Raw genomic sequence first — 26,614 nt, 5'->3', positions numbered from 1 at the left:
CTGCCAGATTCTCCAAGATGGCGGGTGGCACCTTATCGTTCTGCCATGAACAGGCTCGTTCTTTCGGCCGCGGTGTCGCTGGCCCTGCTTGTCGCCGGCGCGTCCCTCGCCCCCGCCGCGCACGCGGACTCGACGATCGACACATGGGACAAGGACGCGGTGGCCGAGGCCTACCACAAGCGACTGCTGCCCGCCTTCGACGTGGCTCCCCAGTGGACCGGCGACGTGGGCAAGTGCAAGAACACCCAGCCGGAGCGTCAGCCCGCCGCCGCGGTGGGCACGGAGTCCTCGGCATCGAAGAAGGCCACGTTCCAAGCCATCAACTACTACCGCGCGATGGCGGGGCTGAACCCCGTCAAGGAGAACCCAGCGGGATCGAAGGTGGCGGCCCAAGCCGCCTTGATGATGGCGGCGAACCAGGAGCTGAGCCACGACCCGTCCGAGGACTGGATCTGCTACAGCGTCGAAGGCTACGTGGGCGCAAACACCTCCAACCTCTCGATCAGTTGGAGCGCGGACGGCACCGAGACTCCCGCAGCCGAGGCGATCGCGATGTATATGGACGACTTCGGCGACCACAACGCCGCCGTTGGGCATCGCCGATGGATCTTGTACCCTCCCGCGTCGGAGTTCGGCAGCGCAACCACCACTATGACCAACGCGCTGAGAGTGGTGGACGAGAAACAGGAGAACTCTCGCCCGACGCGCGGCACGGCATGGCCGTCGGTGGGCTACTTCCCCTGGGAGACGACGCCCACCAGCAACCGCTGGTCCTACTCCATGCCCGGCGACCCCTCCTTCGAGTCAGCCGAGGATGACCATGACTTCACGCAGGCCAAGGTCCGCGTCGCATACAAGGACACCGTGCTGAAGACCAAGATCGTCAGCATGGAGGACGATGGGGTGGGCGATCCCACTCTGGTGTGGGAGATGCCGGACCTGCCTGCCCCCAAGGGCGAAAAGGTCCACACCTACTTCGTGACCATCACCGGCATCACCGCCACGATGTTGGACGAGAAGCTCGCGGAGGTCACCAGAACGCTGCCTCCCGTCACCTACAAGGTGAAACTGTTCCGCGCGGCGCCCGAGTTCACCGAGACCCCGAAGCCGACGATCAGCGGCACCGCGAAGGTCGGCAAGAAACTCACCGCGAAGCCCGGCACCTGGAAGCCCTCCGGCGCGTCCTACACCTACCAGTGGTACCGCAACGGCAAAAAGATCAAGGGCGCCACCACCTCCACTTACACCCTCAAGTCAGCCGACAAGGGCAAGAAGATCACCGTCAAGGTCACCGGCAGCAAGGGCTGGTACAAGAAGGTCACCACCACGTCCAAGTCGACGGCCAAGGTGGTCTCCGGCAGCTTCTCGGCCCCGACGCCGAAGATCAGCGGCACCGCGAAGGTGGGTACGAAGCTCGCTGCGAAGCCGGGCACCTGGAAGCCCTCCGGAGTCTCGCACGCCTACCAGTGGTACCGCGACGGCAAGAAGATCACGGGCGCCACCGCCTCGGCCTACACCCTCAAGTCGGCGGACAAAGGCAAGAAGATCACCGTCACGGTCACCGGCAGCAAGTCGGGCTACAAGAAGACGACGAAGACCTCCACGGCGACGAAGCAGGTCCGCTGAACACAGATAAACGGCCCGGGGCCGGGATCGGAGCTCATCGAGCTACCGTCCCGGCCCCGGGCCGTTCGTCGACTATCAGCCCTTGATGCCGGAGGACGCAAGGCCCTCGATCACGCGCTTCTGCATCGAGAAGAACAGCGCGAAGATCGGCGCCATGGCCATGATGGATGCGGCCATCATGATCGAGTAGTCGCTGCTGTACTGGCCGGCGAGGGTGGCGATGCCGACGCTGAGCGGCATGGTCTCCTCACGGGTGGTCACGATCAGCGGCCACAACAGGTCGTTCCAGCTCCACAGGATGGTGACGATCGCCACCGCGAACAAGCTGGGCTTGGCCAGCGGCAGCATGATCTTCCAGAACGTCTGCCACGGGTTGCAGCCATCGAGGCGCGCGGCCTCCTCCAGCGCCGCCGGCATCGACATGAAGGCCTGCCTCATGAGGAAGGTGCCGAAGGCCGAGAAGATGCCCGGCATGATGATGCCCCACGGGGTCTCCAGCAGGTTCAGGTTCTTGATGATCTGGTACTGCGGGATCAGGTAGGCCTGACCCGGGATCATCAGGATCGCCAGCAGCAACCCGAAGACGAGGTTGCGGCCGCGGAACTGCATCCGCGCGAAGGCGTAGCCCGCCAACGAACACAGCACCACCTGGCCGATGGTTCGCCCCACGGTGATCAGCAGCGAGATGCCGAACTGGGAGAGGAACGGGATCTTCGTGAAGACCTCCGTGTAGTTGCCCCACTGCAGGGTCTCCGGGATGAACGTCGGCGGAACCGACTGGATCTCCGCATTGGTCGACAACGACATCAGGATCTGCCAGATGAAGGGGAAGACCATGACGATCCCGCCGAGGATCAGAATGATGTGCGCGGGCAGATAGCGCACCTGCCTGCGCGCTTCGCGCTGGAAGCGTGACTCCTTAGCCATAGTGCACCCACTTCTTCTGGCCCCAGAACTGAATGGCGGTGGCGATGCCGACGAGCAGCACGATGAACATCGCGATGGCGGCGCCGCCGCCCTTGTTCTGCTGGACGAAGGCCTCGTTGTAGAACAGGTACACCAGCGAGCGCGACTGGTTGATGGCCGGGTTTCCGGAACCCATCATCGCGTACAGCGCGTCGAACAGCTGGAAGCCGCCGATGGCCGACATCACGCTCAGAAAGAAAATCGACGGGCTGAGCAGCGGCACGGTGATCCGCATCATCTGAGCCCACGCCGACGCGCCGTCGAGCGACGCCGCCTCGTAGAGCTCACCTGGGATCGACTTCAGACCAGCCGACAGGATGATCACGTTGAAGCCGATCGACGCCCAGATCCCGAAGATCGCGACGGCGAAGATCGCGAAGCCAGGGGTGGACAGCCAGTGTGGCGGCTCCGCGATACCGATCGACTTCAGGAACTGGTTGAGGATGCCGAAGTTGCCGTTGAAGAACAGCCGCCACACCTGCGCGATGGCCACGGGCATCGCGAGATACGGCATGAAGAACAGGACGCGGTACAGCGACCTGCCTTTCAGTCCTGGCAGCTCGATCAGCGCCGCGATCACCACCGACAATGGGACACCCAGCAGCACGATTCCCGTGTACAGCAACGTGTTGCCCAGCGCGCTCGGCAGATCCGGGCGGGTGAGCAGATCCGTGTAGTTCTGCAGGCCGACGAAATGGGCGTCGCCGCCGAAGGCGTTGGTCTGCCGGAACGACATCACGAAGTTGCTGATGATCGGGTAGTAGTAGAAGACAGCGACGCCGATCAGGAGCGGGCCGACGAACAGCAGCGGCCATGCGCCCACGGACATCGGGTTGCTGCGTCGCACTTTTCCGGGCGCTGAGCGCCCCGTAGTGGTGGCGGACATGGTGTCACTCCTTGGCGAGGAGTTCGTCCATCTGCTCAGCCAGCTTCTTGGCCGTCTCCTCCATCGGGGTCTTACCCGCGAAGGCATCCGGCAGCAGCTGCGTCTCGAGGTCGTTCCACGCCGCGGTGTTCTTCGACACCGGGTACGCCACCGAGTACTCCTCGGCGCCCTTGGTGAAGACGTCGAGCTGCATGCCGGGCTTTCCGTCAACCCAAGCCTGCTGAGTGCCGTTGAACGCGGGGATCGCGGTGCCGTTGGTGGCCTCGGTCTCGGCGGCTTCCTTGGTGGTCATCGCGGCAACCAGCGCCTTGGCGGCAGCAAGGTTCGCGGACTTCGCGGACGCCACGTAGGACAGGCCGTGGATGATGGTGCCCTTCTGCTGATCCTGCGGCAGCGGCAGCACGATGACGTCGTCGAGGCTCTCCATGTCGTTGGCGAACGACCCGACCATCCAGGAACCGGCCCAGTACATGCCGGCCTGGCCATTGGCGAACAGCGCCGACGGCGTGGTGTCGGACATGATCTGCAGGCTGGGAATGGTGCCCTCGGCCACGAGGTCGGACCAGAACTTCAGGCCCTTGATCGCCTCGGGCTGGCCGAAGCCGGACTTGCCGTCCTTGATGACGTAGCCGCCGGCCTGGGCGATCGTGTTGTAGTAAGCACCCTGACCGTCGGCGGCACCGAGGGCGGAGACGAGGCCGTAGACGCCGGAGGCGGCGAGCTTGCGGGCGGCGTCGTTGTGCTGCTCCCAGGTCCAGTCGCCCGTCGGCAGCTCCACGCCGGCGTCGGCGAACAGCTTCTTGTTGGCGAACACCGCGATGGTGTCGTAGTCCTTCGGGATGCCGTAGTGCTTGCCCTCGACGGTGTAGAGGTCGACGAGCGCCTGCGGGTAGTTGGCCCAATCCACATCGGGCGCGTCATCGAGCGTGGCCAGCATGCCGTTGGAGGCGTAGAGCTGGATGTTGGGGCCGTTCATCCAGAACACGTCGGGCAGCTGGTCGCCCTCGGCCTGAGTGCGCAGCTTGGTCCAGTAGTCCTTGTAGGCGGCGATCGAGGGGGTCACCTTGATCTTCGGGTACGTCTTGTTGAACGCCGCGATGTTCGCCTCCACGGTGGGAGTCTGGTTCTTGTCCCAGTAGAACATCGTCAGCGTGGCTTCGGTCTCCGCGGTGAGTTCGACGGCCTCACCGCCGGGCTCCGGAGCGCTGTCGTCACCGCAGGCGGCGAGGGTAGCCGTGACACCGGTGGCGCCGACGGCAGTGAGGAAGCTACGTCGCTTCATGGGTTCCTCCTTGTTTTTTGGATGGCTCTTGTTCGGGGTGCGCCCGACGCTAGTGGGCGCACGTTTCGGGGGTGCTACGGCTGCACGTCGGCAGCCGGTCTGGTCTGGTTGTTCGTGAAATACTCGACCAGTTCTTGGGGGAGCTCGGGGATGTCGCGCGGGGCCGAGTCAGCCCGCAGCGACTCCGTCGCCTGGATCGCCGCCGCCACCGCGTACCAGGCGCCGAGCGGCGAGGTGTCGGTGGGGGCACCGTCGCGGATGAAACGCACGAACTCGCCGATGGTCAGTCGGTCCGCGTCGCCGTGGCCACCCGCGTCGCCCTCGATCGGGAACTGCGCGTCGCCTTGAGGGTCGTAGTCGCGGCGACGGTTCCACAGCTTGATCACGCCGCCCTCGGAGTCGCCGAAGTTCTCGATCCGACCCTCGGTGCCGATCACGGTGTAGTTGCGCCAGTAGTCGGGGGTGTAGTGACACTGCTCGTAGGAGGCGAGAACGCCCGACTCCATCCGCATCAGCATCATGGACAGATCCTCGACGTCGATCACGGGGTTCAGGCCCCGCTGCGCGAGCGGCGGCCAGTTGTCGAAGCTGAACCAGTCGCCCATCAGCTCGTTGCTGCGGTCGCGGCGGTCGTCCACCTTGTCGTAGACCGTCAAGGCGCCCATCGCGCTGACCCGCTGGGTATGCGAGTCGGCCAGCCAGTGCATCACGTCCAGATCGTGCGCGGCCTTCTGCAGCAGCAGGCCGCCGACGCCCTCGCGGGTGGCGTGCCAATCCTTGAAGTAGTAGTCGCCGCCGTGGCCGACGAAGTGCCGGCACCAGATCGCCTTGACCTCGCCGATCAGGCCCCGACGGATGATGTCGCGCATGCCCCGCACCACGTTCATGTGACGCATGTTGTGCCCGACGTAGAGCTTCGTGCCGGTCTCGTAGGCCGTGGTGAGGATGCGGGTGGCGCCCTCCAGCTCGATCGCGATCGGCTTCTCCAGATAGACCGGCACCCCGGCCTCCAGCAGCTGACAGGCCAGCTCGGCGTGCGCGTTGTCGGGCGCGGTGACCAGGGCCACGTCGATGCCGGAGGCGACGAGCTCGGCGACGCTGCTCGCGGCCAGGATGTCGTCGCGACCCAGACGACTGACGATGCGAGCTTCCGCGTCGGGATGCGGCTCGTACGCGGCGACGATCCTCCCGCCCAGGTCCGGTTCCTCGAAGTGCCGGGCGATCACGGATCGTGACCCGACCCCGACGACCCCGACCTTGAGAGTCGCGGTCTTTTCCGACTGATAGCGGTGCATGGGCAGGTGTTTCCCTTTCGATGTTGCCGCGCGGACAGGCTCCAATCCCGACGGCGCGAAGACGGTACTGGCAGGCTGGCCGAGGAGTCGCTCCTGAGCGTCCTTGAGGGCGAGCGCCAACGCCCCCACGGTGGCCGCGCTCTGTCCGAGCAACGGTCCCTCGAAAATCAACGGGGTGGCGCCCGGTGTGCGAGTGCTGGCGAGATAGCCGTTGATCTCGGCGATCGCGTCGGGCAACTCGGTCATGGGCAGCGAGAGGACGATGACCGACGGGTCCAGCACGGCGGCCGCCGAGGCAATGACCTCGGCCGCGCGAGAGAGATGGCCGTGCTCGGGCCCGGATCCGCCCGTCACCACGATGCCCACCTCACCGGCGGTGAACCCTTGACCGCGATGCAGTTCGCCACGCAGCACGAGGCCGCTCAGCACGCCGCGGGAGAGCGCGACAAACAGCAGGTCGGCGGAGTCTCCGAGGGTCCCCGCGGAGTGGCGGACGGAGAACTCGCCGTAGGCGGCGGAGTTGATGTCGTTCTCGACGCGGACCGGCAGCCCGAGTCGTTCGCTCAAGACCTGGCCCAGCGGGAAGCCGGACCAGTCGGTGACCGCGACGCTGTTGATGATCGTCCCGGCTCCATCCACCGGTCCGGTGGTGGAGATCGCGACCGCACGCACCGGTCCGGCGTCGCTCGGAAGGTTCTCCTGGTGGGCTCGGATGAGCCCGATCAACGCAGCGAGCCGCCGACGGCCCTCGACGGGAACCACGTCGACGAGTTCGGCCGCGATGACGGTACCGTCGAGCCTGGCCGATGCGACCACCGCGCTCTCCGGCAGCAGGTCGACCACGACCACGACGCCCGCACCGCCAGCGATGCGCCACGTGCTGGCGGGCCTGCCCGCGGTGACGGCCTCGGCGTCGTTGGACGACGCGAGGCCCTTCTTCTCCAGCTTGTCCAGCAAAGACATGACGGTGGGCCGGGACAGACCGGTCTCAGCCACCAGGCTGCGTACCGTTGCTGGCGCGCGACGCAGCGCCTCGAAGACGCCCGTCATGTGCTCCGCTCGCCCCACTTGGCCTCCACCCTTAATAATGCAGACAGCTTAACTATCTATCGGGCCATGTCAAGGGCGTTTTGAGCGGGAATTCAGTTCCTTGCCAGCAAAGTGGAGGCGCCGGCTGCGATCGCGATCACCAGCGCGATCGCGATCGCGACGAAGGTGCCCGTCCGCGCAGGTGAGGTATCGCCGGACGGCGCCTCCTCCTCCGCGCTGGAGCTCGCGGTCGGCTCCGGCGACGGACTGGGGCTCGGGCTCGGGCTGACTTCCGGCGTCTGGGGGACGATCGTGGTGGTGGTATTGCTCGTGGGCACGGCGGACTCACGCAGCCCGGCGGCGGATCCGACGAGCAGGGTGTCTCCCGATCCCACCGCCAGCACCTCGTTCTCCGCGGCGCCGACGAGGATCTCGGTCGCGGAGGTCTGCCAGGTGAAGGCGTCGATGACCTGAATGCCGTCCTTGGTTCTCAGCACCATCGTGGAGCCGTCCGCGAGGAAGGCGCCATCGGTCACACCGGCCGGAGCATCGGCGGCTCGGTTGAGTCGGTTGACCTGAGTGCGCGAGGGATCGAGCGAGGCGTTGTAGATGCCAGGATCGTCGCCGTCGGTGACCACATAGATCCGGCCTTTGCCCGAGACCATCAACGCGGTGGCGTTCTGCGGCCCGTCAGGGAAGGAGAAGTCGAAGGCGTTGAAGCTCTGCGCGCCAGGAGTGGTGTCGTTCAGGCGATAGACGACGATGTGGCCACGGCTGGCGTTGCTGTCGCCGATGTCACCCACATAGATCCGGCCATCGTGGAAGGACAGCGCCTGCACCGAGGTGAGGTCGTTTCCGAAGGTGATCTCCTGGTGCTGGCCGTCCGTGGTCACTCCGGTGAGCGTGCCGTCGTCAGCCCCGGCTCCGGCCAGCCAGAGCGTATTGGTGGCGGGATCCACGGTGGCACCGACCAACTCCCCCACGTCCTCCGGCAGCGCGGGCGGCTCGGCGGCGGCGGGCAGCGCTCCAGCCCCCAGCATCACGAAGGCTGCGGCAGCGGAGGCCGCGACGGTCCGGCGAACGTTCTTCATCGGTGGTCAGCTTAGCCGCCGAGACCGTTGAAGCTGCCGAGCACGCCGCCGAGCACCGCGGCCAGGACGACGACCACCAGCACCACGCTCACGATCAGTCGCCTGCTTTTCGGGTTCACCCGTCCGATGATACGCGCGCGGATAGAATCGTGGTGTGCAGGCAGTGGAGCTGTACGCGCTGGGCATAGACCAGGTGCGCGACATCTTCGGGGCCGACGCGAGGCTCGCTGACGAGTTGCGCGAGGTGGCCTCGACGACCTTTCCCGCCCCCACTCGCCGGCCGGGCGCCTTCCGCCCCTTGATGCGCCGAGACCGTTCCTTCGCCGTCGATCCGGACCGGCCGCAACAGGCCGACGTAGAGGCCCTGCTGTCGGGTGAGTTCATCGCTCCCGAGAGGGCGCCCGCGTGCTGGCACCTCGTCGAGGCCTTCGTCAGCCACCTGTCCCGAGCACATCTCACGGTGCTGCGCGATGCGGCTCTGCTGGATCGCGTCGAGTTCGATCTCGCTCGCGGCGGGTTGTCGTCGCGTTTCGCGCTACGACGGCTGGCCGAGCTGCCCCTCCAGATCCCGTTGCGACCGTTGCCCGGACAACTGGTGGGCTACGCCAAGCGTCTCCACGCCCGCGAGACCGCCGTGGCGCTCGACGATGTGCTCACGTCCCCGATCGACGACCAGTCGGCGCTCACCGAAGAGACCCGCAGGTTCGTCACCCCGGTTGCCACGTTCCTCACCGGTCTGGCGGAGGACGAGGACGTGATCGTCATCGGCCACCAGGCCTGACAGGCACAACCCGGCTAGGCGAACGCCGCGCGACCCGTCGTGGGGCTCGACGGCACCGCTCCCGCCGCAGCGCGGCTCACCCGCAGACCGCGGTAGAGAACCAGTGCTCCGCAGATCCCGATCATCGCGGCGGTCGGGAATCCCATGCCGGGCGGAACATCCCAGTTGGCCTCGCTCGCGGCGATCATCAGCGCGTACTCGCCCATGAAGTGCAGGAGCCCGTAGGCCGCCACCGCGAACAGTCCGATCAGGGTGATATTCCTGGTCTCGTCGACGCCAGGGCGCAGGAAGATCGCGATGGCGGCGATGATGGCCGTGATCTCGATGGCGCCCATCGCGATGGTCGGGTTCCAGAGGGAAGCGGCGTCCCGCGACGACCAGGTCTCGACGGCGAACCACACGATCGGGATCACGGGCAGCAGCACGATCGCGCGCATGATCACGGGAAGCCGCAACCGGGACGCGTAGCCGAGCCACCCCACCGCGAGCAGGAGCGCCGACAGCCCCCTGGCGCCGACGGCTCCGGCGCCCAGCGGCACGGCGGCGGAGCCGTCATGCAGCACGGCGCTGCCGTCCATCCGAGCCAGGCAGGCGTCGCTGAATCCCTCGGCCGGCTGCGAGAAGTCGAGCAGGCCGTTCAGCATGGCGCCTTGGCAGGGCGCCCACTCCAATGACGTGGCGACCCCCGCGGCGAGCGCTGCCGCGAAGAGATCCAACGACAAGAAAATGTACGAGAATCGCTCCTCCATGCGCCGAGGCTACGCCACCCGTGCACCGGCGGGAAGGCTTCGCGACGAACTACACCGGTCGGATTATCACCACGAGATTCCGCCCTCCCCACACACATCCCCAGAGCGCACGGGCCGCTCCGCGCGGCTCAACAACCGGTTCACGGCGCCCACTGAATCCTTTACGTGTGCACTGCACAATCCAAATCGCATCTACCTCCATGGCCTGTAACGACTAAGGCAACTTGGTGTGCAGTGCACCAATACGGCCATCGTTGTCTCCCCCTCGTCGGAGTCTCGGCCTACTTTCATCGCATCGCGCGACGTCGGCGTCGCGCAGCCGCACCACCCCAGGAGGGCAACAATGAGGAAATTCGCGCTGATCGCCACATCGCTCGCGCTGGCGGCGGTGACAGCCTGCGCACCGCCGCAGGCCAGCACCCCCGTCAGCACGGCGGATGAGGAGACCGGAACCCTGCGAGTCTGGCTCTTCTCCGAGGTCAACCAGGCCCCGAAGGAGCAAATCGTCAACGAGGCGATCGGCGAGTTCGAGGCGGCGCACGACGGAGTCACCGTCGAGGTCCAGTACATTCCCGTCGACACGCGCTCCGAGCGCTTCCGCGCGGCGTTCAACGATCCCTCGTCGGCACCCGATGTGGCTGAATTCGGCAACACCGACCTGGCCGGCTACGTCGACGCGGGCGGCCTCGCCGACATGACCCAGCACATCTCCGGCTGGGAGGACGCCAAAGACCTCGACGCGGCCGCCCTCGAGACCACCAAGATCGACGGCGTGAGCTACGCGGTGCCGTGGTACGTCGGCGTCCGTGCCCTGTTCTACCGCACCGACGTCTTCGAGCAGCTCAAGCTGGAAGCTCCCAAGACGCTCGCCGACGTGGAGCAGGCGGCCCTCGCGATCCGCGCCGCGAACTCCGAGATGGTGGGCATCTCCACGGGCGGCGCGGCCCAGTTCGCCTACATGCCGTACCTCTGGGCGCACGGAGGCGAACTCGCCGTCAACGAGGGCGACACCTGGACCTCCGGCCTCGACTCGGCGGAGGCGAAGGCCGGCCTCGCGGCATACACCCGCCTGATCTCCGACGACATCTGCCCGCCCACCACCTGCGCGGAGTGGGGCGGCAACGCCTCGGTGCAGCAGTTCGTCGCGGGCGGCGCGGGCATGACCATCGGCGGCAACTTCAACGTCGCTGCGGTCGACGAGTCGGACATCGGCGACTCCTACGCCATCATCCCCCTGCCGGGCGTCGAGGCCGGCAGCATCGCCCCGGCGTTCGCCGGTGGCAACCACCTGGGCGTGTTCAAGTCCAGCCAGCGCAGCACCCTCGCCGTCGACTTCGTGAAGCTGCTCGCCGGCAAGGAGTACCAGGCCAAGATGTTCGACGCGATGGGCAACCTGCCCACCTTCGTCGACGTGCAGGAGACCGTCGCCGCGGCGAACCCGGAGATGGCTCCCTTCATCGAGACGATCGCCGCAGGCACCAAGTTCGTGCCGGTCACCGCGTCCTGGAACACCGTCGACGCCCAGGGCGTGATCCCCAGCCTGATCCAGAGCGTGGTGACGGGCGCTGCGGACGTCGAGACGGCCTCCACCTCGGCCGCCAAGACCATGAACGACGTGTTCGCGGGTCAGTGAGATGACCACCCACTCGATACCGGCGGCGGGCGAGACGCTCTCGCCCGCCCCGGGCCCCCGGCGAAAGCGAAGCCGTCGCGCCGGCTCGCCCTGGGAGCCGTGGCTCTACCTGCTGCCCGCGGTGGCGGTGCTCGGTGCACTGCTGATCTACCCGCTCTATCAGCTCATCGTGATCTCCCTGTACGACTACCGTCAGGCACAGGTCTCCGGCAACGCGCCGTTGACGTTCATCGGCATCGAGAACTACACCAAGCTGTTCTCCGACCCGAAGTTCTGGCAGGTGCTGCAGAACACCGTCGGGTTCGCGGCGGTGCTCGTGGTGGTCACCATCCTGGTAGGCGGCGGGCTGGCCGTGCTGGCCACCCGGCTGAAGCCGTGGGTGCGCAACGTCATGTTCTTCGCAGCGTTGGGCGCCTGGGCCACCCCGGCCATGACCGGCTCCGCGGTGTGGATGTTCCTCTTCGATCCCACGCTGGGTCTCGTGAACAAGCTCCTCGTCGGGCTAGGACTCGAGCAGTTCTTCGGTCACTCATGGACCTATGACAAGTTCTCGGCCTTCGCGCTCGTCGGAGCCGAAGTGGTCTGGTGTTCGTTCCCCTTCGTGATGGTGACGCTCTACGCCGGCATCATCGGGGTGCCGACCGAGGTGATCGAGGCGGCCCGCCTCGACGGTGCCAGCACCTGGCAGCTGGTGTGGCAGGTCATCGTGCCGCTGCTGAGGCCGATGATCATCGTCGTGACCATCCAGTCGATCATCTGGGACTTCAAGCTCTTCACCCAGATCTACGTGATGACCAGCGGAGGCGGCATCAACGGCCAGAACCTGGTGCTGAACGTGTACTCCTACCAGCAGGCCTTCGCGTCGTCGATGTACGGGCAGGGCGCCGCGATCGGCGTCGTCATGACCCTGCTCCTCCTGCTGATCACCATGGTCTACCTGCGGGTGCAACAACGATCTGGAGACTTCATATGAGCACCACCTCGGCCCCTCGTCGCCGGCTTCGCCCCAGCGAGCTGGTGACCAACGGAGCGGGCATCGTCGTCGCCCTGCTCGTCGCCTTCCCGCTGTACTGGATGGTGCTGTCCGCGCTCCGGCCGACCACCGAGCTCAACGCCGGCGTCGCCACGCCGTGGACGCTGCAGCCCACCCTGGACTCGTTCGCAAGAGTGCTGACGGTCAACAACTTCTGGCAGTACTTCATGAACTCGGTGATCGTCGCGCTGGTGTCGGTGGTGGGGGCCATCACCCTGGCCTTCTTCGCCTCCGTCGCGCTCACCCGGTTCCAGTTCCGCTGGCGCACCAAGCTGCTGATCATTTTGCTGGTGGCTCAGATGGTGCCCATCGAGGCCCTGACGATCCCGATGTTCTTCATGTTCCGCAACTTCGGCGAGGTCATCCCCGCCATCGGCCTGAACCACTTGGGCTCGCTGATGGTGGTCCATATCGGGTTCTCCGTGCCGTTCGCGGTGTGGATGCTGCGAGGCTTCGTCGCGGCGGTTCCCGTCGAGCTCGAAGAGGCGGCGAAGCTGGACGGCGCCACCGGATTCCGGTTCACGTGGTCGATCCTCTTCCCGCTGGTCGCACCCGGCTTGGTGGCGGTGAGCGTGTTCTCGTTCATCTCCACCTGGAACGACTTCCTGTTCGCCAAGACGTTCATCATCTCGGCCCAGGAGAACCAGACGCTGCCGCTGGCCATCCTGAACTTCTTCAAGCCCGACCAGAACGACTGGGGCGCCATCATGGCCGGATCTGTCATCATGACCATCCCGGTGCTGGTGTTCTTCGTCGCCGTTCAACGGCACCTGGTTTCAGGTTTGGCAGGTGCAGTGAAGGGTTAGGCATGTCCACCGGAGGGATCGCCGAAGGCGAAGGGCGCAACAGCTCCGCCACGCTGCGTCGGGGCGTGCGGCTACTGGAAGCAGTGGCCGCCGCCTCGGGCACGGGACGAGGAGCGACGGCCACCGAGCTCGGCAAGCACCTGCGGGTTCACGTCTCCACCGTGCTCCGTCTCGCCGCGCCGCTCATCGAAGCGGAGTTGCTGCGACGAGACGAGCACGGCTGCTTCCACCTGGGCAAGGCGACCCTGAGCCTCGCCAACTCCTATCTCGCGGATCTCGACCTGCGCAGCGTCGCGACGGGCATGCTGGCCCGGCGCGAGTGGCCGGTGCGCAGCCCCACCGTCTCGATCGGCCTGCACGACGGCACCAACCTCAAGGTTCTGGCCGACGTGAAGGAACCGGGCAAGGCGAACGTCGAGGTGATCTCCTCCGACGAGAGCCGCCCGCTCTACTGCACCGCCGCCGGCAAGGCCATCTTGTCGAACGGCGAGCCCGCATGGATCGACCACGTGATCAAGACCGGCCTCGCGCCGATCACCTCGCGGACGATCACCGACCCCACCGAGTTACGTAGCGAACTCACCCGAAGCCGGGTGCGGGGCTACGCGATCGAAGACCGAGAGTTTCATCCCGAGCTGCGCGCTGTGGGCGCCCCCGTCTTCGGCGCATCCGGCCGCGTGCTGGGAGCCATTCAGGTGACCACCCGGGCCGAGACCCTCACTCCTCATCTCCTCCAACCCACCGCCCAGGCCGCAATGGACGCGGCCCGCGAGATCTCCGCGGCAATGGGCAATCTCGTCCCCACCAAACCCAGAGAAAGGCTCGACCCTTGGCTCCCCACACGTCGTTCGATCTGATTCCCGCGCCGTCGACGGTGCGCCCGGGCGAACGGGTCTTCGCACTGCCCAGCCCGGTGCGCATCGCCGTCGACGAGCGGCTGTCCGACGGGTGGTCGCTGATCGTCGACATCCTGTCCCGACGCCTCGGGCTCGTCCCGCAGGCCGTGGACGCCGACGCCGACGTGAGCCTGCGGCTCGATCCGCAGCTGACCGGCGGCGCATACCGCCTCGAGGTCGTGCCCTCTCCCCACCGGTCTCCCGCCGAGAATGCCGGGTGCGTGCAGATCGTCTCGTCGGATACCGAAGGTGCGGTCAACGCGCTGCGCACGCTCCAGCAGCTGATTGGCGAGCGTGCCTTCAGGCTTGCCCCGATCGCCGGCACCGTCACCGTGCCCGAAGTCGCGGTGGACGACGCTCCCCTGTTCGGCTATCGGGGCGTGCTGCTCGACGTGGCGCGCAACTTCCTCCCGAAGGACCAAGTGCTGCGTTTCATCGACCTGGCCTCCATGCACAAGCTGAACGTGGTGCAGCTGCACCTCACCGACGACCAGGGCTGGCGGATGGAGGTGCGCGCCTATCCGCGGCTGACCGAGGTGGGCTCGTGGCGCACGGAGTCGCAGGTGGGATCGTCGCGCTCGACCCTCTACGACGGGCAGCCCCACGGCGGCTACTACACCCAGGACGACCTGCGCGAGATCGTCGCGTTCGCGCGTAGCCGCGGCATCACCGTCGTGCCTGAGATCGACGTGCCCGGGCATTCGCAGGCCGCAATGGCCGCCTACCCCGAGCTCTCGGCCGCAGGCTTGAAGCTCCCGGTCTGGACCAGCTGGGGCCTGAACCGCAATGCGTTGGACACCTCCGAGTTCGTCGTCGACTTCTACTGCACGGTGCTGGACGAGCTGATGGAGATCTTCGACTCCCCGATCATCTGCATCGGCGGCGACGAGGTGAACACCGAGCAGTGGATCAAGAACCCCCGGATCGTGCGCCAGGCTGAAGAACTCGGCCTGGACGACGTGGACGAACTGCTCCCCTGGTTCTCGGCACGGCTCGCCGATCATGTCCGCTCGCGCGGCCGCCGGACCAGCGTGTGGGACGAGGTGGGTGGCGCCCGCGTGCCGCGCGACATCATCGTCAACTCCTGGCGCGGCTACCGCGGCGGTCTCGACGCCGTGCGAGACGGCCACGATGTCGTGGTGTGCCCGGAGCACAAGGTGTTCCTCGATCACCGCGCCGCTCCAGGCTTGGAGGAGCCGGTCCCCGTCGGAACCGTGCACACGCTCGAGGACGTCTACCACTTCGAGCCCCTCACCGACGAGATCGCAGAGGCCGCAACGGAACCCGGAGCAGGCACGGTGCTGGGCGCGCAGGCTCAGTTGTGGCGCGAGCAACTCCCCGACTCGCGACGTACCGATTACGCCGCCTACCCCCGGCTCTGCGCCTTCGCGGAGGTCGTCTGGACTCCCAAGCGCGAACGCGAGTGGGACGACTTCCGCGCGCGGCTCGGCACGCATCTGACCAGGCTGGACGCCAGCGGTGTGGAGTACCGACCGCTGGACGGCCCGAAGCCCTGGCAGCGTCGCCCTGGCGTGCCTGGCTACCCGTTGAGGTTCGACGAACTCGGCAACCTCGTCCCCGCCCCCGGAGGAGAGAAGTAGCGCGCACCCTACCCCGGAACACATTACTTCTCCTGGTGTTACTATCATTCATGTTACTATCATGAATGTTAGTAACTCGGAGGTGCGATGTTCATCGGTCGGCAGCGACAATTAGGCCAGCTCGATGCGCAGCTACGCCGAGTCGGAAAGAGCCAGGACGACAAGCCCGGCAAAGCACTGCTGATCCGGGGGCGACGCCGCGTCGGGAAGTCTCGGCTCGTCGAAGAGTTTGTACGACGAGCAGGGGTTCCTCACCTCTTCTTCGCCGCCTCAGGCCGGCCCGTCGCCGACGAATTGGCTCTTTTCAGCGAGGAAGCCGCGCGGTCGGATCTACCTGGAGCCAGCCTCTTCTCCGACGTCGCCCCCTCCAGCTGGGACGCAGCGCTCAGGCTTCTAGCGAGCGCCGTCGGGGACGCCGAGGCGATCGTCGTGCTGGATGAACTCCCCTACATCATCGAGGCCGATCCTCATTTCGAGGGCACCTTGCAGCGTGCGTTTGATAGAGAACTCTCACGCACCCGCACCTTGCTCATCGGCATCGGCTCCGACCTGTCGATGATGGAGGCCCTCAACGAATACGGACGCCCCTTTCACCAGCGGGCGACCGAGATGATCGTTCCCCCGCTCACCCCCTCAGAGGTGGGCGCCATGCTCCAGTTGCCCGCTGCGGATGCCTTCGATGCATTTCTCGTCACCGGCGGGCTCCCGCTGATCTGCGCCGAGTGGGAGGCGGGCATGTCGTTGTGGGACTACTTGTCCACCGCCTCCAGCGATCCGACGGCTGCCCTGCTCGTCTCGGGCGAAAGATCCCTCGCCGCCGAGTTTCCCTCCGACGTGCAGGCGCGTGCGGTGCTGGGAGCGATCGGGCACGGCGAGCGCACCTTCGCCAACATTCAGCGCGCCTCCGGCGACATCCCTGCGGCCTCGCTCACCCGTGCACTCAAGATCCTGATCGAGAAACGTGTCGTCGCCGTCGACGAGCCGCTTTCCACAAGACCCTCCAAGGCCCCTCGTTACCGCGTCGCAGACCCCTACCTTCGATTCTGGTTCGCCTTCCTCGGCCCCCATCTCCCTGAGATCGAGCGCGGGCGCGGAGACCTGGTTCTGGGAAGGATCAGATCATCCTGGACGTCGTGGCGGGGACGTGCGATCGAGCCGGTGATCCGCGAAGCGCTGGAGTTGTCGGGCCGCAGCATCGTCGGCTCCTACTGGACGCGCTCCAACAACCCTGAGATCGATATCGTCGTCGCCGACAAGGCTCCCATCGCCAAGCGGATCCTAGGCGTCGGCTCCATCAAATGGCGCGACGACGCCCCCTTTGATGCCCACGACCGGGGAACGTTGTACAGCCACCGGCTTCAACTCCCCGGCGCCGACGATGACACCGAGCTGCTCGTCGTCTCCCGGGCAGGCTGCGCCGTCGACGGCGTCACCCACATCACCCCCGACCAGCTTCTCGCTGCTTACCAGGCAGCCGAATAGCACAGGTGCTTAACCGCTTGCTTGACCACCGAAGTCGGTGGTCAAGCAAGCGGTTAAGGGAACACTCAGGCGGGCTGGATGACGACGACGAGGTCGCCGCCCTCGCAGCTGACCGTTCCGGCCACCGCGACTCGGGTGACGGTGCCGGCGATGGGGGCGTTGATGGCGGCCTCCATCTTCATCGCCTCGATCGTGGCCACCGGATCACCGACGGACACCTTGTCGCCCACCGACACCACGGCCGAGACCGCGCCGGAGAACGGGGCGCCCACGTGGCCCGGATTGTTCGGGTCGACCTTCTCCGCGGTGGGAACCTGGTCCTTCAGCGAGGTGTCGCGCACGCGCACCGGGCGCAGCTGGCCGTTCATGAAGCCCATGACGGTGCGCTTGCCGCGCTTGTCCGAGGCGCCGATCGCCTCCAGGCCGAGTAGCAGCGTGACGCCCTTGCTGAGCCGCACGGCGTACTCCTGCTCCGGCTCCATGCCGTAGAGGAACGGCACGGTGGGCAGCACCGAGACGTCGCCGAACTCCTCGCGACGCCGGGCGAAGTCCTTCGCCGGGCCGGGGAACAACAGCCGGTTCAACGTCTCCTGGCGCTGCCGTCCGGGCTCGGCGAGAGCGGCCAGGTCGTCGTCGGGCACCTCGGTGACCCGGACCGGCTGGCGGCGACCGCCCAGCGCCTTGGTCCGGAACGGCTCGGGCCACCCGCCGGCCGGAGCACCGAGCTCGCCGTTCAGGAAGCCGATCACCGAATCGGGGATGTCAAACTTCTGCGGATCGGCCTCGAACTCGGCCGGGTCGGCGCCCACCGCCACCAGGTGCAGGGCGAGGTCGCCCACCACCTTCGACGACGGGGTCACCTTGGTGGGCCGGCCAAGGATCTTGTCGGCGGCACCGTACATGTCCTCGATGGCCTCGAACTTGTCGGCAAGGCCCAGCGCGATCGCCTGCTGGCGCAGGTTGGACAGCTGACCGCCCGGGATCTCATGGGCGTACACCCGGCCCGTCGGCGCCGGCAGGCCAGACTCGAACGGCCGGTACAGCTTGCGCACGGCCTCCCAGTAGGGCTCCAGGTCCAGCACGGCCTGGAGATCCAGTTCGGTCTGGCGCGGGGCACCGTCGAGCGCTGCGATCAGGGCCGACATGGGCGGCTGCGACGTGGTGGAGCTCATCGCCGAGTTGGCCACGTCCACCGCGTCGACACCGGCCTCGATGGCCGCGAGCAGGGTGGCGATCTGGCCGCCGGTGGTGTCATGGGTGTGCAGGTGCACGGGCAGGTCGAAGCGCTCGCGCAGTGCCGTCACCAGGCGACGCGCGGCCTCCGGGCGGATCAGGCCCGCCATGTCCTTGATGGCCAGGATGTGGGCGCCCGAGTCGACGATCTTCTCCGCCAGGCGCAGGTAGTAGTCGAGCGTGTAGACCGTCTCCGACCGGTCCAGCAGGTTGGCGGTGTAGCACAGCGCCACTTCCGCCACCGACGAGGTGGAGCGCACCGCGTCGATCGCCGGCCGCATCTGCTCCACGTCGTTGAGCGCATCGAAGATGCGGAAGATGTCGATGCCGGTGGCGGCGGCCTCCGCCACGAAGGCTTCGGTCACGGCCGTCGGATACGGCGTGTAGCCGACGGTGTTGCGACCGCGCAACAGCATCTGCAGGTTCTGGTTGGGCATCGCCTCGCGCAGGGTGGCCAGGCGCTCCCACGGATCCTCGCCGAGGAAACGCAGGGCCACGTCGTAGGTGGCGCCGCCCCAGCACTCGACGGAGAACATCTGCGGCAGGGTGCGCGCCTGGACGGGGCCGATGGCGGCCAGGTCGCGGGTGCGCACTCGGGTGGCCAGCAGCGACTGGTGGGCGTCACGGAAGGTGGTGTCGGTGATCCGGACGGGGCCCGCCTCGCGCAGTTCACGCGCAAAGCCCTCCGCCCCCAAGGCGAGCAGCCGCTGCCGCGAGCCGTCGGGAATAGGGGCAGATAGGGACGCCGGACGGGGCAGCTTCTCGGCCGGATCCAGGTCGGTAGGCGCGGAGCCGTGGGGACGGTTGACTGTCACGTCGGCCAGATAGCGCAGCAGCTTGGTGCCGCGGTCGGTGGGCAGGCGGGCCGAGAGCAGGTAGGGGCGCTCGTCGATGAACGACGTGGTCACGCCGCCGGCGACGAAATCGGGGTCGTCCAGCACCGCTCGCAGGAAGGAGATGTTGGTGGCGATCCCCCGCACGCGGAACTCGTCGAGCGCGCGGCGGGCACGGGCGACGGCCATCTTCAGGTCGCGCCCGCGGGCGGTCACCTTCACCAGCAGCGAGTCGAAGTGTGGGCTGATCTCGACGCCGGTGCCGGTGGTGCCGCCGTCGAGCCGGAGGCCGGCGCCCGCGGCCGACCGGTAGGCGGTGATCACGCCGGTGTCGGGGCGGAAGCTGTTGAGGGGGTCTTCGGTGGTGACGCGACACTGCAGCGCGGCGCCGCGGATCCTCAGCTCCTCCTGCCGGATCCCGATCTCCTCCAGGCTCTGCCCTGCGGCGATGCGCATCTGCGCCTGCACCAGGTCGACGTCGGTGATCTCCTCGGTGACGGTGTGCTCCACCTGGATGCGCGGGTTCATCTCGATGAACACGTGCTGCCCCGCGCGAGGCCCTTCGGTCTCGACGAGGAACTCGACGGTGCCCGCGCAGGTGTAGTCGATCGAGCGGGCGAACGTGAGCGCGTCGGAGGTGAGCGCCTCGCGAAGCTCCTCGCTGATGTTGGGCGCCGGGGCGATCTCGATCACCTTCTGGTGACGGCGCTGGATGGAGCAGTCGCGCTCGAAGAGATGCACCACGTTGCCGTGCTGGTCGGCCAGGATCTGCACCTCGATGTGCCGCGGCGCCGCGACGGCCTGCTCGAGGAAGACGGTGGCGTCGCCGAATGCGCCGAGCGCCTCCCGCATCGCCGCGCCCAGCTCGTCGGGCAGGGAGGCGGGATCGTCGACGCGACGCATGCCCCGTCCGCCGCCACCGGCCACGGCCTTGACGAAGACGGGGAACCCGATCTCCTGGGCCGCCGCGACGAGCTCGTCGATATTGGTTGACGGGGCCGACGACCTGAGCGTCGGCACGCCCGCCGCGCGAGCCGACTCCAGCGCCCGCACCTTGTTGCCGGCCAGGCTGATCACGTCGGCCGACGGCCCGATGAAGGTGATGTCGTTGGCCACGCACGCCGACGCGAGGTCGGGATTCTCGGAGAGGAAGCCGTACCCCGGGTAGATCGCATCCGCGCCGGCCTCCTTGGCCGCTCGGATGATCTCGTCGATGTCCAGATAGGCCCGGACCGGATGGCCCTTTTCACCGATCAGGTACGACTCGCGCGCCTTGATCCGATGCTCGGCGTTGCGATCCTCGTAGGGAAACACCGCCACCGTCTGCAGGCCCAACTCATGCGCGGCGCGGAATCCGCGCACTGCGATCTCGCCGCGATTGGCCACCAACACCTTATGGAACATGGGCCACACCCTATCCCGAGGAGGGGGTGTGGCCCATGGGTTTGAGGCAGCTTTACCGCCTCAGAGTTGGCGACGACGTCAGCTTGCCGCTGCCGCCTTGAGCGCGTCGAGAATAATTCCCTGAGCGAAGTAAAGGACGAACATCCCGGCCACCACGTACATCAGCGGATGGATCTTCTTCATCTCACCCCTGATCAGGCGGATGAAGACGTAACACAGGAAGCCCGCGCCGATGCCGACGGTGATCGAGTAGGTGAAGGGCATCAGGATGATCGTCAGGAACACCGGGATGCCGATCTCGGCCCTGGACCAGTCGATCTCGTTGATCTGCGCGATCATCAGGAAGCCGACGAACACCAGCACGGGGCTGGCGGCCTCGAACGGCACCAGATTGACCAGCGGCGCGACGAACACGGCGAGCAGGAACGCGATGCCCGTGACGACGGAGGCGAGGCCCGTGCGGGCCCCCTCGCCGACGCCCGCCGTCGACTCCACATAGCTGGTGGTCGACGAGACCGAGCCCAGGCCGCCCGCCATGGCGCCGAGCGAGTCGACGAGCAGGATCTCGGTGGTGCGAGGCGGCATGCCGTTGGCGTCGTTGAGCCCGCCCTCCGAGCCGACGGCGACCATGGTGCCCATGGTGTCGAAGAAGTCGGCCAGCAGCAGCGAGAACACCAGCACGATCAGCGCGAGGGCGCTGGTCACCGAGAACGAACCGTCGGGGAAGAACGCGCCGACCATGTCGATGCGACCCAGCAGGCCGAGGTCGGGCCAGGAGAAGCTCTGCAGGCTCGGCACGTTGAGCGCCCACCCCGTCGGGTTGGAACCGTCGGGCGCCTGACCGCCCACATGGGTGATGGCCTCCACGATCAGCGACAGCACGGTGGCGGAGATGATCGAGATCAGCATCGCGCCCTTCACCTTGAGCACGTACAACGTGATCAGCAGGATCATGCCGAGCAGGAACACCAGGGTCGGCCAGCCCTTCATGGAACCCTCGACGCCGAGCGTCACGGGGGTGCCCTGAGCCGGGCGGACGACACCCGCGTTGACCAGGCCGACGAAGGCGATGAACAAGCCGATGCCCACCGAGATGGCCGTGCGCAGCGGTGGCGGGACCGCCTTGAACACGGCCGTGCGGAAGCCGGTCAGCACCAGAACGGTGATGATGATGCCCTCCCACACCACAAGCCCCATGGCCTGCGGCCACGTCATGTCGGGCGCGAGGGAGTAGGCCACCAGCGCGTTCAAGCCGAGACCCGACGCGATCGCCATCGGGAAGCGCCCGACGACGCCCATCAGGATGGTCATGATGCCGGCGATCAGCGCGGTCGCGGCCGCGACCATGGCGATCGACGCACCGACAGCAGCGCCGTCCACCTGCGTCATGGCGGCGTCGAGGAACTTCGGCGCACCCGAGATGAGGTTGCCGTCTCTGTCGGCCTGGGTGCCGATGATGAGGGGGTTCAGGGCGATGATGTAAGCCATCGCGAAAAAGGTGACGAGGCCGCCGCGGACTTCTTGTCCGACAGACGAGCCTCGTTTGGTGATATCGAAGTAACGGTCGAACCCGGAGGTAGGAGCCGGGGATGAGCCAGGCCCCGGACGGCCCGGGCGATGTGCAGCCTTGGGAGAGTTGGTTACCACTCGCCGCATCTTATCGGCCCTATACCAGGCCGATTCAAGCAGGTCCGTGGCCGTTACACGGCTGACTCACGGGCCCTGGTTGCCGTCAGTCGAACAGACCCTCGTCGACGCCGATCGTGTCGAACACCGGGGCGGGCAGTTCCCTGGCGCGCTGTGCGGCGACCACGTCGGAGTGTCCGCCGCAGCCGTGATCCAGGCTGACGACGTGGCCGTCCGACGGGGAGTACTGGTTGGCGCAGGCGCCGAACATCACGCCGAGAGAGCCTCGCAGCGGCACGAGGTAGCCACAGGTGCCGCAGTTGGCGGGCGCCTCGCGGGAGGCCTCGTCGCGGGGGCCAGGAGCTCCGCGCAGCCAACGCTCGGCGGTCTCCTCGCGGCCCTGACGCGACAGCACCCGGGCGCGTCCAAGGCCCAGCTCCGCGACGGTGGTGCGCAGCTGGACCCACTCGGCAGGGTCGGCGTCGACGGGCAGATCCGTCGCCGCGAAACCGGGCTCGAGGCGCGGATCGTTGTCGGGCGTGGCCAGCAGCATGCCGGGGGTGATGTCGTGGTCCTGGATGCGGTCCTCCCACGGCACCCAGGCGGGAGCCAGCAGCGCATCGTCGGAGGGAAGCAGCACCACCTCGTTGACGGTGGCCTCCTTCGCGCGGGCGGCGCGCACCACGGTGACGGCCCAGAACCAATCCTTGTAGCCGGGGAGCAGGCACTCGAAAGAGTGGGTGGCCACCCGGGAGCCGTCCTCGGCGGTCACGCTGAGGTGCTCGCCGACGGCGTCAGCGCCACCCGCCTCGACGGCGGCCTGGCGGGCGAAATCGATGGCGGCGGCCGCCACCGGGTCGAGCTTCACGACGGCCATTCACAACTCCAGTTCGTCGGCGACGCGGCGCAGCGCCTGAGCGAGCTTCTCCGCGTGACGGGCATCGGGGTGGCGACCATGGCGATAGCCGGCGCCCACGCCCTCCAGCACCTTGATCAGGTCTTCCACGATCGGGGCCATCTCGGAGGGCTTCTTGCGCAGCGCCTTCGACAGCGACGCCGGCGTCTCCAGGATCTCGACGGACAGGGCCTGCTCGCCCCGTCGCCCTTCGAAGACACCGAACTCCACCCGCTGCCCCGGCTTCAGCGACGCGACGCCCTCGGGCAGCGCATTAGCGCGAACGTGGACGTCACCGCCGCCGTCCTTCGCAATGAACCCAAAGCCCTTCGCGGCGTCGAAGAAACGCACCTTGCCTGTTGGCACCTGATGGCCTCGCCTTCTCTCGTGTGAATGACCAGTCTAGCTACACGGGTCCGTTACACGGCGCAGCGCCCCCGATCAGCCGGGGGCGCTGCGCCGTGCCTCAGAGTCTACGCGGAAGGGTGCCGCTAGCGAAGTCCGGCAACGTAGCGGAAGTAGTCGGCGTCACGCAGCAGCGAGGCAGCGGCCTCGTCGACGACGACCGTCACGTTGGGGTGGAACTGCAGGATCGAGCCGGGGCAGGACGCGGACACGGGGCCCTCGACCATCGCCTTCACGGCCTCCGCCTTGTTCTCCCCGGAGGCCACCAGAACGGCCGCTCGCGACTCCATGATGGTGCCGAGGCCCTGGGTGACGCAGTGGGTGGGCACCTCGTCGACGCTGTTGAAGAACCGGGCGTTGTCCTGACGGGTGCGAGGAGTCAGCACCTCGACCCGGGTGCGCGAAGCGAACGAGGAGTACGGCTCGTTGAAGCCGATGTGGCCGTTGGCACCGATGCCGAGGATCTGCACGTCGATGCCGCCGGCGGCCTTGATGGCAGCGTCGTACTCAGCGGCTGCGGCATGCGGGTCGGCGGCGTAGCCCTCGGGAACCCGGACCCGCGAGGCGTCCAGGCGCAGCGGTTCGATGACCGTGCGGCGGACGACCTGCAAGTAGCTCTCGGGGTGCTCGGACGAGATCCCGACGTACTCGTCGAGCGCGAAGGCCAAGGCATGCGTCAGATCCAGGGTGCCGGCCTCGACGCGACGGGTCAGCGCCTCATACAGGGACATCGGCGAACTGCCGGTGGCAACGCCCAGGATGGGGGTCTGGCTCCCCGCGATGGCGTCGACGACGCGATCCGCCGCCACCTCGCCAACCTGAGATACGTCCTTGCAGATCACAACTTCCATGGGCCTTGAGCCTCCTATTACCTCGCCTGAACCGGTGATGGCACCATCGTGCCGCCCCCGCGATCCGCGCGACCAAAAGTGGACGACGGGATAGCGCATTCTGCGCGAAACGTGCAGTTCCACGATCACAAGTGAGCAGTTTCACTGCGGAGCGCGCCCGGTAGGCTTGCGGCATGGCGACGTGGAGAGACGGGGCGGCCTACGCCCCCGTGGAGCGACCCGATGGGTTCGCCACTCCCATCGCGCCCGAGTTGAGCGTCGCCCCGCCGAAGGCATCCGTCACGCCCGGCTCGGTTCCGCCACCGGAGGCGGTCCACCCTCCCGACGGCACGACGCCGTTGAAAGCGGTAGAGGTCAAGCCCCGCACCACGCGCAATCCCCGCGAGGCGTTCTCGGTGGCCTCGGCTCTGTTGACGGCCACCTCGTCGGCGCGCGACCCCCGGCAGCCGTTCGCCACCAGCGCCGCCAGTCACGCTGCGGACGAGGAGCTTCCGCCGCCGTCCGGCCCACCGCTGCCGCCGCCCACCGGCGCGCCTCTCGCCGCGCCTGCGCCGCACTCGGCGCAACCGGCGCAACCGCACCCGGGTGCGCCGCAGAGTTGGCCGGCCCCCAGCCCTGTCCCCGGCGCGCCGCAGTGGCAGCACGTCCCACCGCCGCCGCCTGCTCTGACACCGACGTTGGCCAAGCCCCAGCGCACCATCGCGGGCGTGGCGCTGTTCTTGTTCATCGTCGCCTTCCTGGTGCCGTCGACGGGCGCCATTACGGTCACCGTCGCCGGCGTTCTCCTGCTGCGTCTTCCTGCCAGGCTGGGCATGGTCGGCCGGATCGCGACGGCCGGCGGTGCGATGGCGATCGCCTGGGGCGTCTTCACCGGAACGCTCACCGAAGGCAACTGGCTGCTGACCCTCGGCGCGATCTGGATGATCGGCGCCACCATCGCCTACATGGCCAAGCCCTTCAGCCCATCGGGCCGTTAGAACCTGCCCTCAGCGGTTCTACGGAACAGGAACCGTCGACTCCTCCATGCTGCCCAGCTCGATCGCCGGGCCGCCGTCCCACGCCAGGAGCTGGGCCAGCTGCGCCGGCCACAGGGGCGACGGCAGTGCGTCGAGCGGGAACCAGCCATGACCCATCATGCGCGTGCGCTCGTTGGCGGTGAGTCCGGTGGGGTCCGGGTCGAATCGCTCGACCCGCACCAGGTAAAAGGTCTCCTCCTGCACCAGGATCCGGTCGGAGTAGCCGTGCGTGACGATGCGGGTGGCAACAGGGCCTTGCACCTGCTCCGACGTGACGTCGAGCCCCGTCTCCTCGCGCAGCTCGCGCACGGCGGCCAGCCTCGGATCCTCGCCGGGATCGATGCCCCCGCCCGGCGTCACCCACCACTGCGATCCGGGCAGGCCGGGGTCGGTGTCAGCCTGCAGGAGCACCTCGTCGCCGGCAACCACGACGACGCGCGCGCCCTGCCGCTGGACCCGACGACGCCCCATCAGCGACCCGCCTTCCGGGCGTGCGCCACCTCGTCGTCGATCAGTTCGCGCCAGCTCTGCACCAGGGGCACGTCGACGTAGGCCTTGAAGGATCCCCCCGGCCTGACGCGCGACCCCACATGGAACGCCCGCACTCCGGCGCGGACCAGCCACGGGACGTGCTCGGCCTGCAGCCCACCGCCGGCCATGATCAGCCTGGCCACCGCCGGATCGGCCTTGGCGCGTCGCAGCAGGTCGTCTAGTCCGTGCTCGACGCCGCGCACCGAGCCGGCGGTCAGCACCTGGTCGACGCGGGGCAGGCTCAGCACATCGACCCAGGCCTGGTCGGTGTCGAGGCAGTTGTCGATGGCGCGGTGGAAGGTCCACGGGAAGTCTCCGTCGCCCACCAGTTCGCTCACCACCTGGCGATCCACCTGGTTGGCCTGGTTCAGGAACCCCAGCACCACCCCGTCGGCACCGGCGTCGAGGTACGACGAGATGAGGCCCTTCAACCGGGTGGCCTCTCCCCCGTCGGTGCCGAACCCGGCGCGCAGCCGTACCATGGGCCGCACCCTGATGGAGGTGCGCCGTCGCACCTTCTCCACCAACCGCGGCTCCGGCGACAGACCGTCGTCGGCCATGGTGCCTACCAGCTCGACTCGGTCGGCCCCTCCCGCTTCCGCGCGCTCGGCGTCGTCGGCGTGCAGCGCAATGATCTCCAACACAGCCATGGCCATATCTTGCC

At 67.5% G+C, this 26,614-nt stretch carries 22 protein-coding genes; 9 read left to right on the top strand and 13 right to left on the bottom strand.

Annotated features, from left to right (window positions below; genetic code table 11):
- The first annotated feature begins 45 nt into the window (after nucleotides 1–45).
- Nucleotides 46–1,626 carry a CAP domain-containing protein gene (locus tag P0D62_RS07835; protein WP_275702076.1) on the top strand — a complete coding sequence of 527 codons (1,581 nt, stop codon included), beginning with the start codon at nucleotides 46–48 and terminating at the stop codon, nucleotides 1,624–1,626.
- Nucleotides 1,627–1,701: 75 nt separating this feature from the next.
- On the opposite strand, the gene P0D62_RS07830 is transcribed toward P0D62_RS07835, so the two are convergent.
- The 5 genes from P0D62_RS07830 to P0D62_RS07810 form a co-directional block, all read right to left on the bottom strand.
- The gene (locus tag P0D62_RS07830; protein ID WP_319946994.1) at nucleotides 1,702–2,553 is read right to left on the bottom strand and encodes a carbohydrate ABC transporter permease; all 852 of its coding nucleotides are present in this window, start codon (nucleotides 2,551–2,553) and stop codon (nucleotides 1,702–1,704) included.
- Entirely contained in the window at nucleotides 2,546–3,478 is a 933-nt protein-coding gene (locus tag P0D62_RS07825; RefSeq protein WP_319946993.1) for a carbohydrate ABC transporter permease, read from the bottom strand. The genes P0D62_RS07830 and P0D62_RS07825 overlap by 8 nt, the downstream gene beginning before the upstream one ends.
- Before the next feature lie 4 nt (nucleotides 3,479–3,482).
- Nucleotides 3,483–4,760, bottom strand: coding sequence for an ABC transporter substrate-binding protein (locus P0D62_RS07820; protein ID WP_275702075.1), 1,278 nt, complete (start codon nucleotides 4,758–4,760; stop codon nucleotides 3,483–3,485).
- A 74-nt stretch (nucleotides 4,761–4,834) separates the two neighbouring features.
- Complete coding sequence (locus P0D62_RS07815) at nucleotides 4,835–7,105, bottom strand: ROK family protein (RefSeq protein ID WP_406708237.1); 2,271 nt, start codon at nucleotides 7,103–7,105, stop codon at nucleotides 4,835–4,837.
- A gap of 92 nt (nucleotides 7,106–7,197) precedes the next feature.
- The gene (locus P0D62_RS07810) at nucleotides 7,198–8,175 is read right to left on the bottom strand and encodes a hypothetical protein (RefSeq protein ID WP_275702073.1); all 978 of its coding nucleotides are present in this window, start codon (nucleotides 8,173–8,175) and stop codon (nucleotides 7,198–7,200) included.
- A 154-nt stretch (nucleotides 8,176–8,329) separates the two neighbouring features.
- Here P0D62_RS07810 and P0D62_RS07805 point away from each other — a divergent pair, with 154 nt between their 5' ends.
- On the top strand, nucleotides 8,330–8,956 hold the full coding sequence (locus P0D62_RS07805; RefSeq protein WP_275702072.1) for a DUF7691 family protein: 627 nt from the start codon (nucleotides 8,330–8,332) through the stop codon (nucleotides 8,954–8,956).
- A 14-nt stretch (nucleotides 8,957–8,970) separates the two neighbouring features.
- Here P0D62_RS07805 and P0D62_RS07800 read toward each other — a convergent pair whose 3' ends face one another.
- Nucleotides 8,971–9,705 carry a hypothetical protein gene (locus P0D62_RS07800; RefSeq protein WP_275702071.1) on the bottom strand — a complete coding sequence of 245 codons (735 nt, stop codon included), beginning with the start codon at nucleotides 9,703–9,705 and terminating at the stop codon, nucleotides 8,971–8,973.
- Nucleotides 9,706–10,048: 343 nt separating this feature from the next.
- Here P0D62_RS07800 and P0D62_RS07795 point away from each other — a divergent pair, with 343 nt between their 5' ends.
- The 6 genes from P0D62_RS07795 (at nucleotide 10,049) to P0D62_RS07770 (ending at nucleotide 17,156) form a co-directional block, all read left to right on the top strand.
- Entirely contained in the window at nucleotides 10,049–11,338 is a 1,290-nt protein-coding gene (locus P0D62_RS07795; protein WP_275702070.1) for an extracellular solute-binding protein, read from the top strand.
- A 1-nt stretch (nucleotide 11,339) separates the two neighbouring features.
- Complete coding sequence (locus P0D62_RS07790; protein ID WP_275702069.1) at nucleotides 11,340–12,311, top strand: carbohydrate ABC transporter permease; 972 nt, start codon at nucleotides 11,340–11,342, stop codon at nucleotides 12,309–12,311.
- Nucleotides 12,308–13,177: a carbohydrate ABC transporter permease gene (locus P0D62_RS07785; RefSeq protein WP_275702068.1), complete on the top strand. Its 870-nt coding sequence runs from the start codon at nucleotides 12,308–12,310 to the stop codon at nucleotides 13,175–13,177. The genes P0D62_RS07790 and P0D62_RS07785 overlap by 4 nt, the downstream gene beginning before the upstream one ends.
- Before the next feature lie 2 nt (nucleotides 13,178–13,179).
- A complete protein-coding gene (locus P0D62_RS07780) occupies nucleotides 13,180–14,034 on the top strand; it encodes an IclR family transcriptional regulator (RefSeq protein WP_275702067.1) in 855 nt (284 codons plus the stop codon).
- Nucleotides 14,007–15,674 carry a beta-N-acetylhexosaminidase gene (locus P0D62_RS07775; RefSeq protein WP_275702066.1) on the top strand — a complete coding sequence of 556 codons (1,668 nt, stop codon included), beginning with the start codon at nucleotides 14,007–14,009 and terminating at the stop codon, nucleotides 15,672–15,674. Before P0D62_RS07780 ends, P0D62_RS07775 begins: the two co-directional genes overlap by 28 nt.
- Nucleotides 15,675–15,761: 87 nt before the next feature.
- Entirely contained in the window at nucleotides 15,762–17,156 is a 1,395-nt protein-coding gene (locus P0D62_RS07770; RefSeq protein ID WP_275702065.1) for an ATP-binding protein, read from the top strand.
- A 65-nt stretch (nucleotides 17,157–17,221) separates the two neighbouring features.
- Here P0D62_RS07770 and P0D62_RS07765 read toward each other — a convergent pair whose 3' ends face one another.
- The 5 genes from P0D62_RS07765 to nagB form a co-directional block, all read right to left on the bottom strand.
- Nucleotides 17,222–20,626, bottom strand: coding sequence for a pyruvate carboxylase (locus tag P0D62_RS07765; protein WP_275702064.1), 3,405 nt, complete (start codon nucleotides 20,624–20,626; stop codon nucleotides 17,222–17,224).
- Between the two features lie 78 nt (nucleotides 20,627–20,704).
- Nucleotides 20,705–22,114 carry an NCS2 family permease gene (locus tag P0D62_RS07760; protein WP_275702063.1) on the bottom strand — a complete coding sequence of 470 codons (1,410 nt, stop codon included), beginning with the start codon at nucleotides 22,112–22,114 and terminating at the stop codon, nucleotides 20,705–20,707.
- Between the two features lie 244 nt (nucleotides 22,115–22,358).
- A complete protein-coding gene (locus P0D62_RS07755) occupies nucleotides 22,359–23,129 on the bottom strand; it encodes a DUF3027 domain-containing protein (protein ID WP_275702062.1) in 771 nt (256 codons plus the stop codon).
- The gene (locus P0D62_RS07750; protein ID WP_275702061.1) at nucleotides 23,130–23,513 is read right to left on the bottom strand and encodes a cold-shock protein; all 384 of its coding nucleotides are present in this window, start codon (nucleotides 23,511–23,513) and stop codon (nucleotides 23,130–23,132) included.
- A 125-nt stretch (nucleotides 23,514–23,638) separates the two neighbouring features.
- Nucleotides 23,639–24,403 (bottom strand): glucosamine-6-phosphate deaminase, encoded by a 765-nt coding sequence (nagB, locus tag P0D62_RS07745; RefSeq protein WP_275702060.1) that lies wholly within the window; start codon nucleotides 24,401–24,403, stop codon nucleotides 23,639–23,641.
- A 173-nt stretch (nucleotides 24,404–24,576) separates the two neighbouring features.
- Here nagB and P0D62_RS07740 point away from each other — a divergent pair, with 173 nt between their 5' ends.
- Nucleotides 24,577–25,380, top strand: coding sequence for a hypothetical protein (locus tag P0D62_RS07740; RefSeq protein WP_275702059.1), 804 nt, complete (start codon nucleotides 24,577–24,579; stop codon nucleotides 25,378–25,380).
- 18 nt (nucleotides 25,381–25,398) lie between these two features.
- On the opposite strand, the gene P0D62_RS07735 is transcribed toward P0D62_RS07740, so the two are convergent.
- Nucleotides 25,399–25,890, bottom strand: a complete 492-nt coding sequence (locus P0D62_RS07735) for an NUDIX hydrolase (RefSeq protein ID WP_275702058.1) — start codon at nucleotides 25,888–25,890, stop codon at nucleotides 25,399–25,401.
- Nucleotides 25,890–26,600 carry a copper homeostasis protein CutC gene (locus P0D62_RS07730; protein ID WP_275702057.1) on the bottom strand — a complete coding sequence of 237 codons (711 nt, stop codon included), beginning with the start codon at nucleotides 26,598–26,600 and terminating at the stop codon, nucleotides 25,890–25,892. The genes P0D62_RS07735 and P0D62_RS07730 overlap by 1 nt, the downstream gene beginning before the upstream one ends.
- Nucleotides 26,601–26,614: the final 14 nt, after the last annotated feature.

This window comes from Tessaracoccus caeni (assembly GCF_029211185.1).
Taxonomy (GTDB): Bacteria; Actinomycetota; Actinomycetes; order Propionibacteriales; family Propionibacteriaceae; genus Arachnia; species Arachnia caeni.
Note: the sequence above shows the minus strand (reverse complement) of the source record. Positions and strands in the feature narration are given on the sequence as shown.

What these genes read in the sequence shown, in the direction of transcription:
- P0D62_RS07835 (WP_275702076.1), top strand. Translation starts at nt 46, where the DNA reads ATGAACAGGCTCGTTCTTTCGGCCGCGGTGTCGCTGGCCCTGCTTGTC.
- P0D62_RS07830 (WP_319946994.1), bottom strand. Translation starts at nt 2,553, where the DNA reads ATGGCTAAGGAGTCACGCTTCCAGCGCGAAGCGCGCAGGCAGGTGCGC.
- P0D62_RS07825 (WP_319946993.1), bottom strand. Translation starts at nt 3,478, where the DNA reads ATGTCCGCCACCACTACGGGGCGCTCAGCGCCCGGAAAAGTGCGACGC.
- P0D62_RS07820 (WP_275702075.1), bottom strand. Translation starts at nt 4,760, where the DNA reads ATGAAGCGACGTAGCTTCCTCACTGCCGTCGGCGCCACCGGTGTCACG.
- P0D62_RS07815 (WP_406708237.1), bottom strand. Translation starts at nt 7,105, where the DNA reads ATGACGGGCGTCTTCGAGGCGCTGCGTCGCGCGCCAGCAACGGTACGC.
- P0D62_RS07810 (WP_275702073.1), bottom strand. Translation starts at nt 8,175, where the DNA reads ATGAAGAACGTTCGCCGGACCGTCGCGGCCTCCGCTGCCGCAGCCTTC.
- P0D62_RS07800 (WP_275702071.1), bottom strand. Translation starts at nt 9,705, where the DNA reads ATGGAGGAGCGATTCTCGTACATTTTCTTGTCGTTGGATCTCTTCGCG.
- P0D62_RS07795 (WP_275702070.1), top strand. Translation starts at nt 10,049, where the DNA reads ATGAGGAAATTCGCGCTGATCGCCACATCGCTCGCGCTGGCGGCGGTG.
- P0D62_RS07790 (WP_275702069.1), top strand. Translation starts at nt 11,340, where the DNA reads ATGACCACCCACTCGATACCGGCGGCGGGCGAGACGCTCTCGCCCGCC.
- P0D62_RS07785 (WP_275702068.1), top strand. Translation starts at nt 12,308, where the DNA reads ATGAGCACCACCTCGGCCCCTCGTCGCCGGCTTCGCCCCAGCGAGCTG.
- P0D62_RS07780 (WP_275702067.1), top strand. Translation starts at nt 13,180, where the DNA reads ATGTCCACCGGAGGGATCGCCGAAGGCGAAGGGCGCAACAGCTCCGCC.
- P0D62_RS07770 (WP_275702065.1), top strand. Translation starts at nt 15,762, where the DNA reads ATGTTCATCGGTCGGCAGCGACAATTAGGCCAGCTCGATGCGCAGCTA.
- P0D62_RS07765 (WP_275702064.1), bottom strand. Translation starts at nt 20,626, where the DNA reads ATGTTCCATAAGGTGTTGGTGGCCAATCGCGGCGAGATCGCAGTGCGC.
- P0D62_RS07760 (WP_275702063.1), bottom strand. Translation starts at nt 22,114, where the DNA reads ATGGCTTACATCATCGCCCTGAACCCCCTCATCATCGGCACCCAGGCC.
- P0D62_RS07755 (WP_275702062.1), bottom strand. Translation starts at nt 23,129, where the DNA reads ATGGCCGTCGTGAAGCTCGACCCGGTGGCGGCCGCCGCCATCGATTTC.
- nagB (WP_275702060.1), bottom strand. Translation starts at nt 24,403, where the DNA reads ATGGAAGTTGTGATCTGCAAGGACGTATCTCAGGTTGGCGAGGTGGCG.
- P0D62_RS07740 (WP_275702059.1), top strand. Translation starts at nt 24,577, where the DNA reads ATGGCGACGTGGAGAGACGGGGCGGCCTACGCCCCCGTGGAGCGACCC.
- P0D62_RS07735 (WP_275702058.1), bottom strand. Translation starts at nt 25,890, where the DNA reads ATGGGGCGTCGTCGGGTCCAGCGGCAGGGCGCGCGCGTCGTCGTGGTT.
- P0D62_RS07730 (WP_275702057.1), bottom strand. Translation starts at nt 26,600, where the DNA reads ATGGCTGTGTTGGAGATCATTGCGCTGCACGCCGACGACGCCGAGCGC.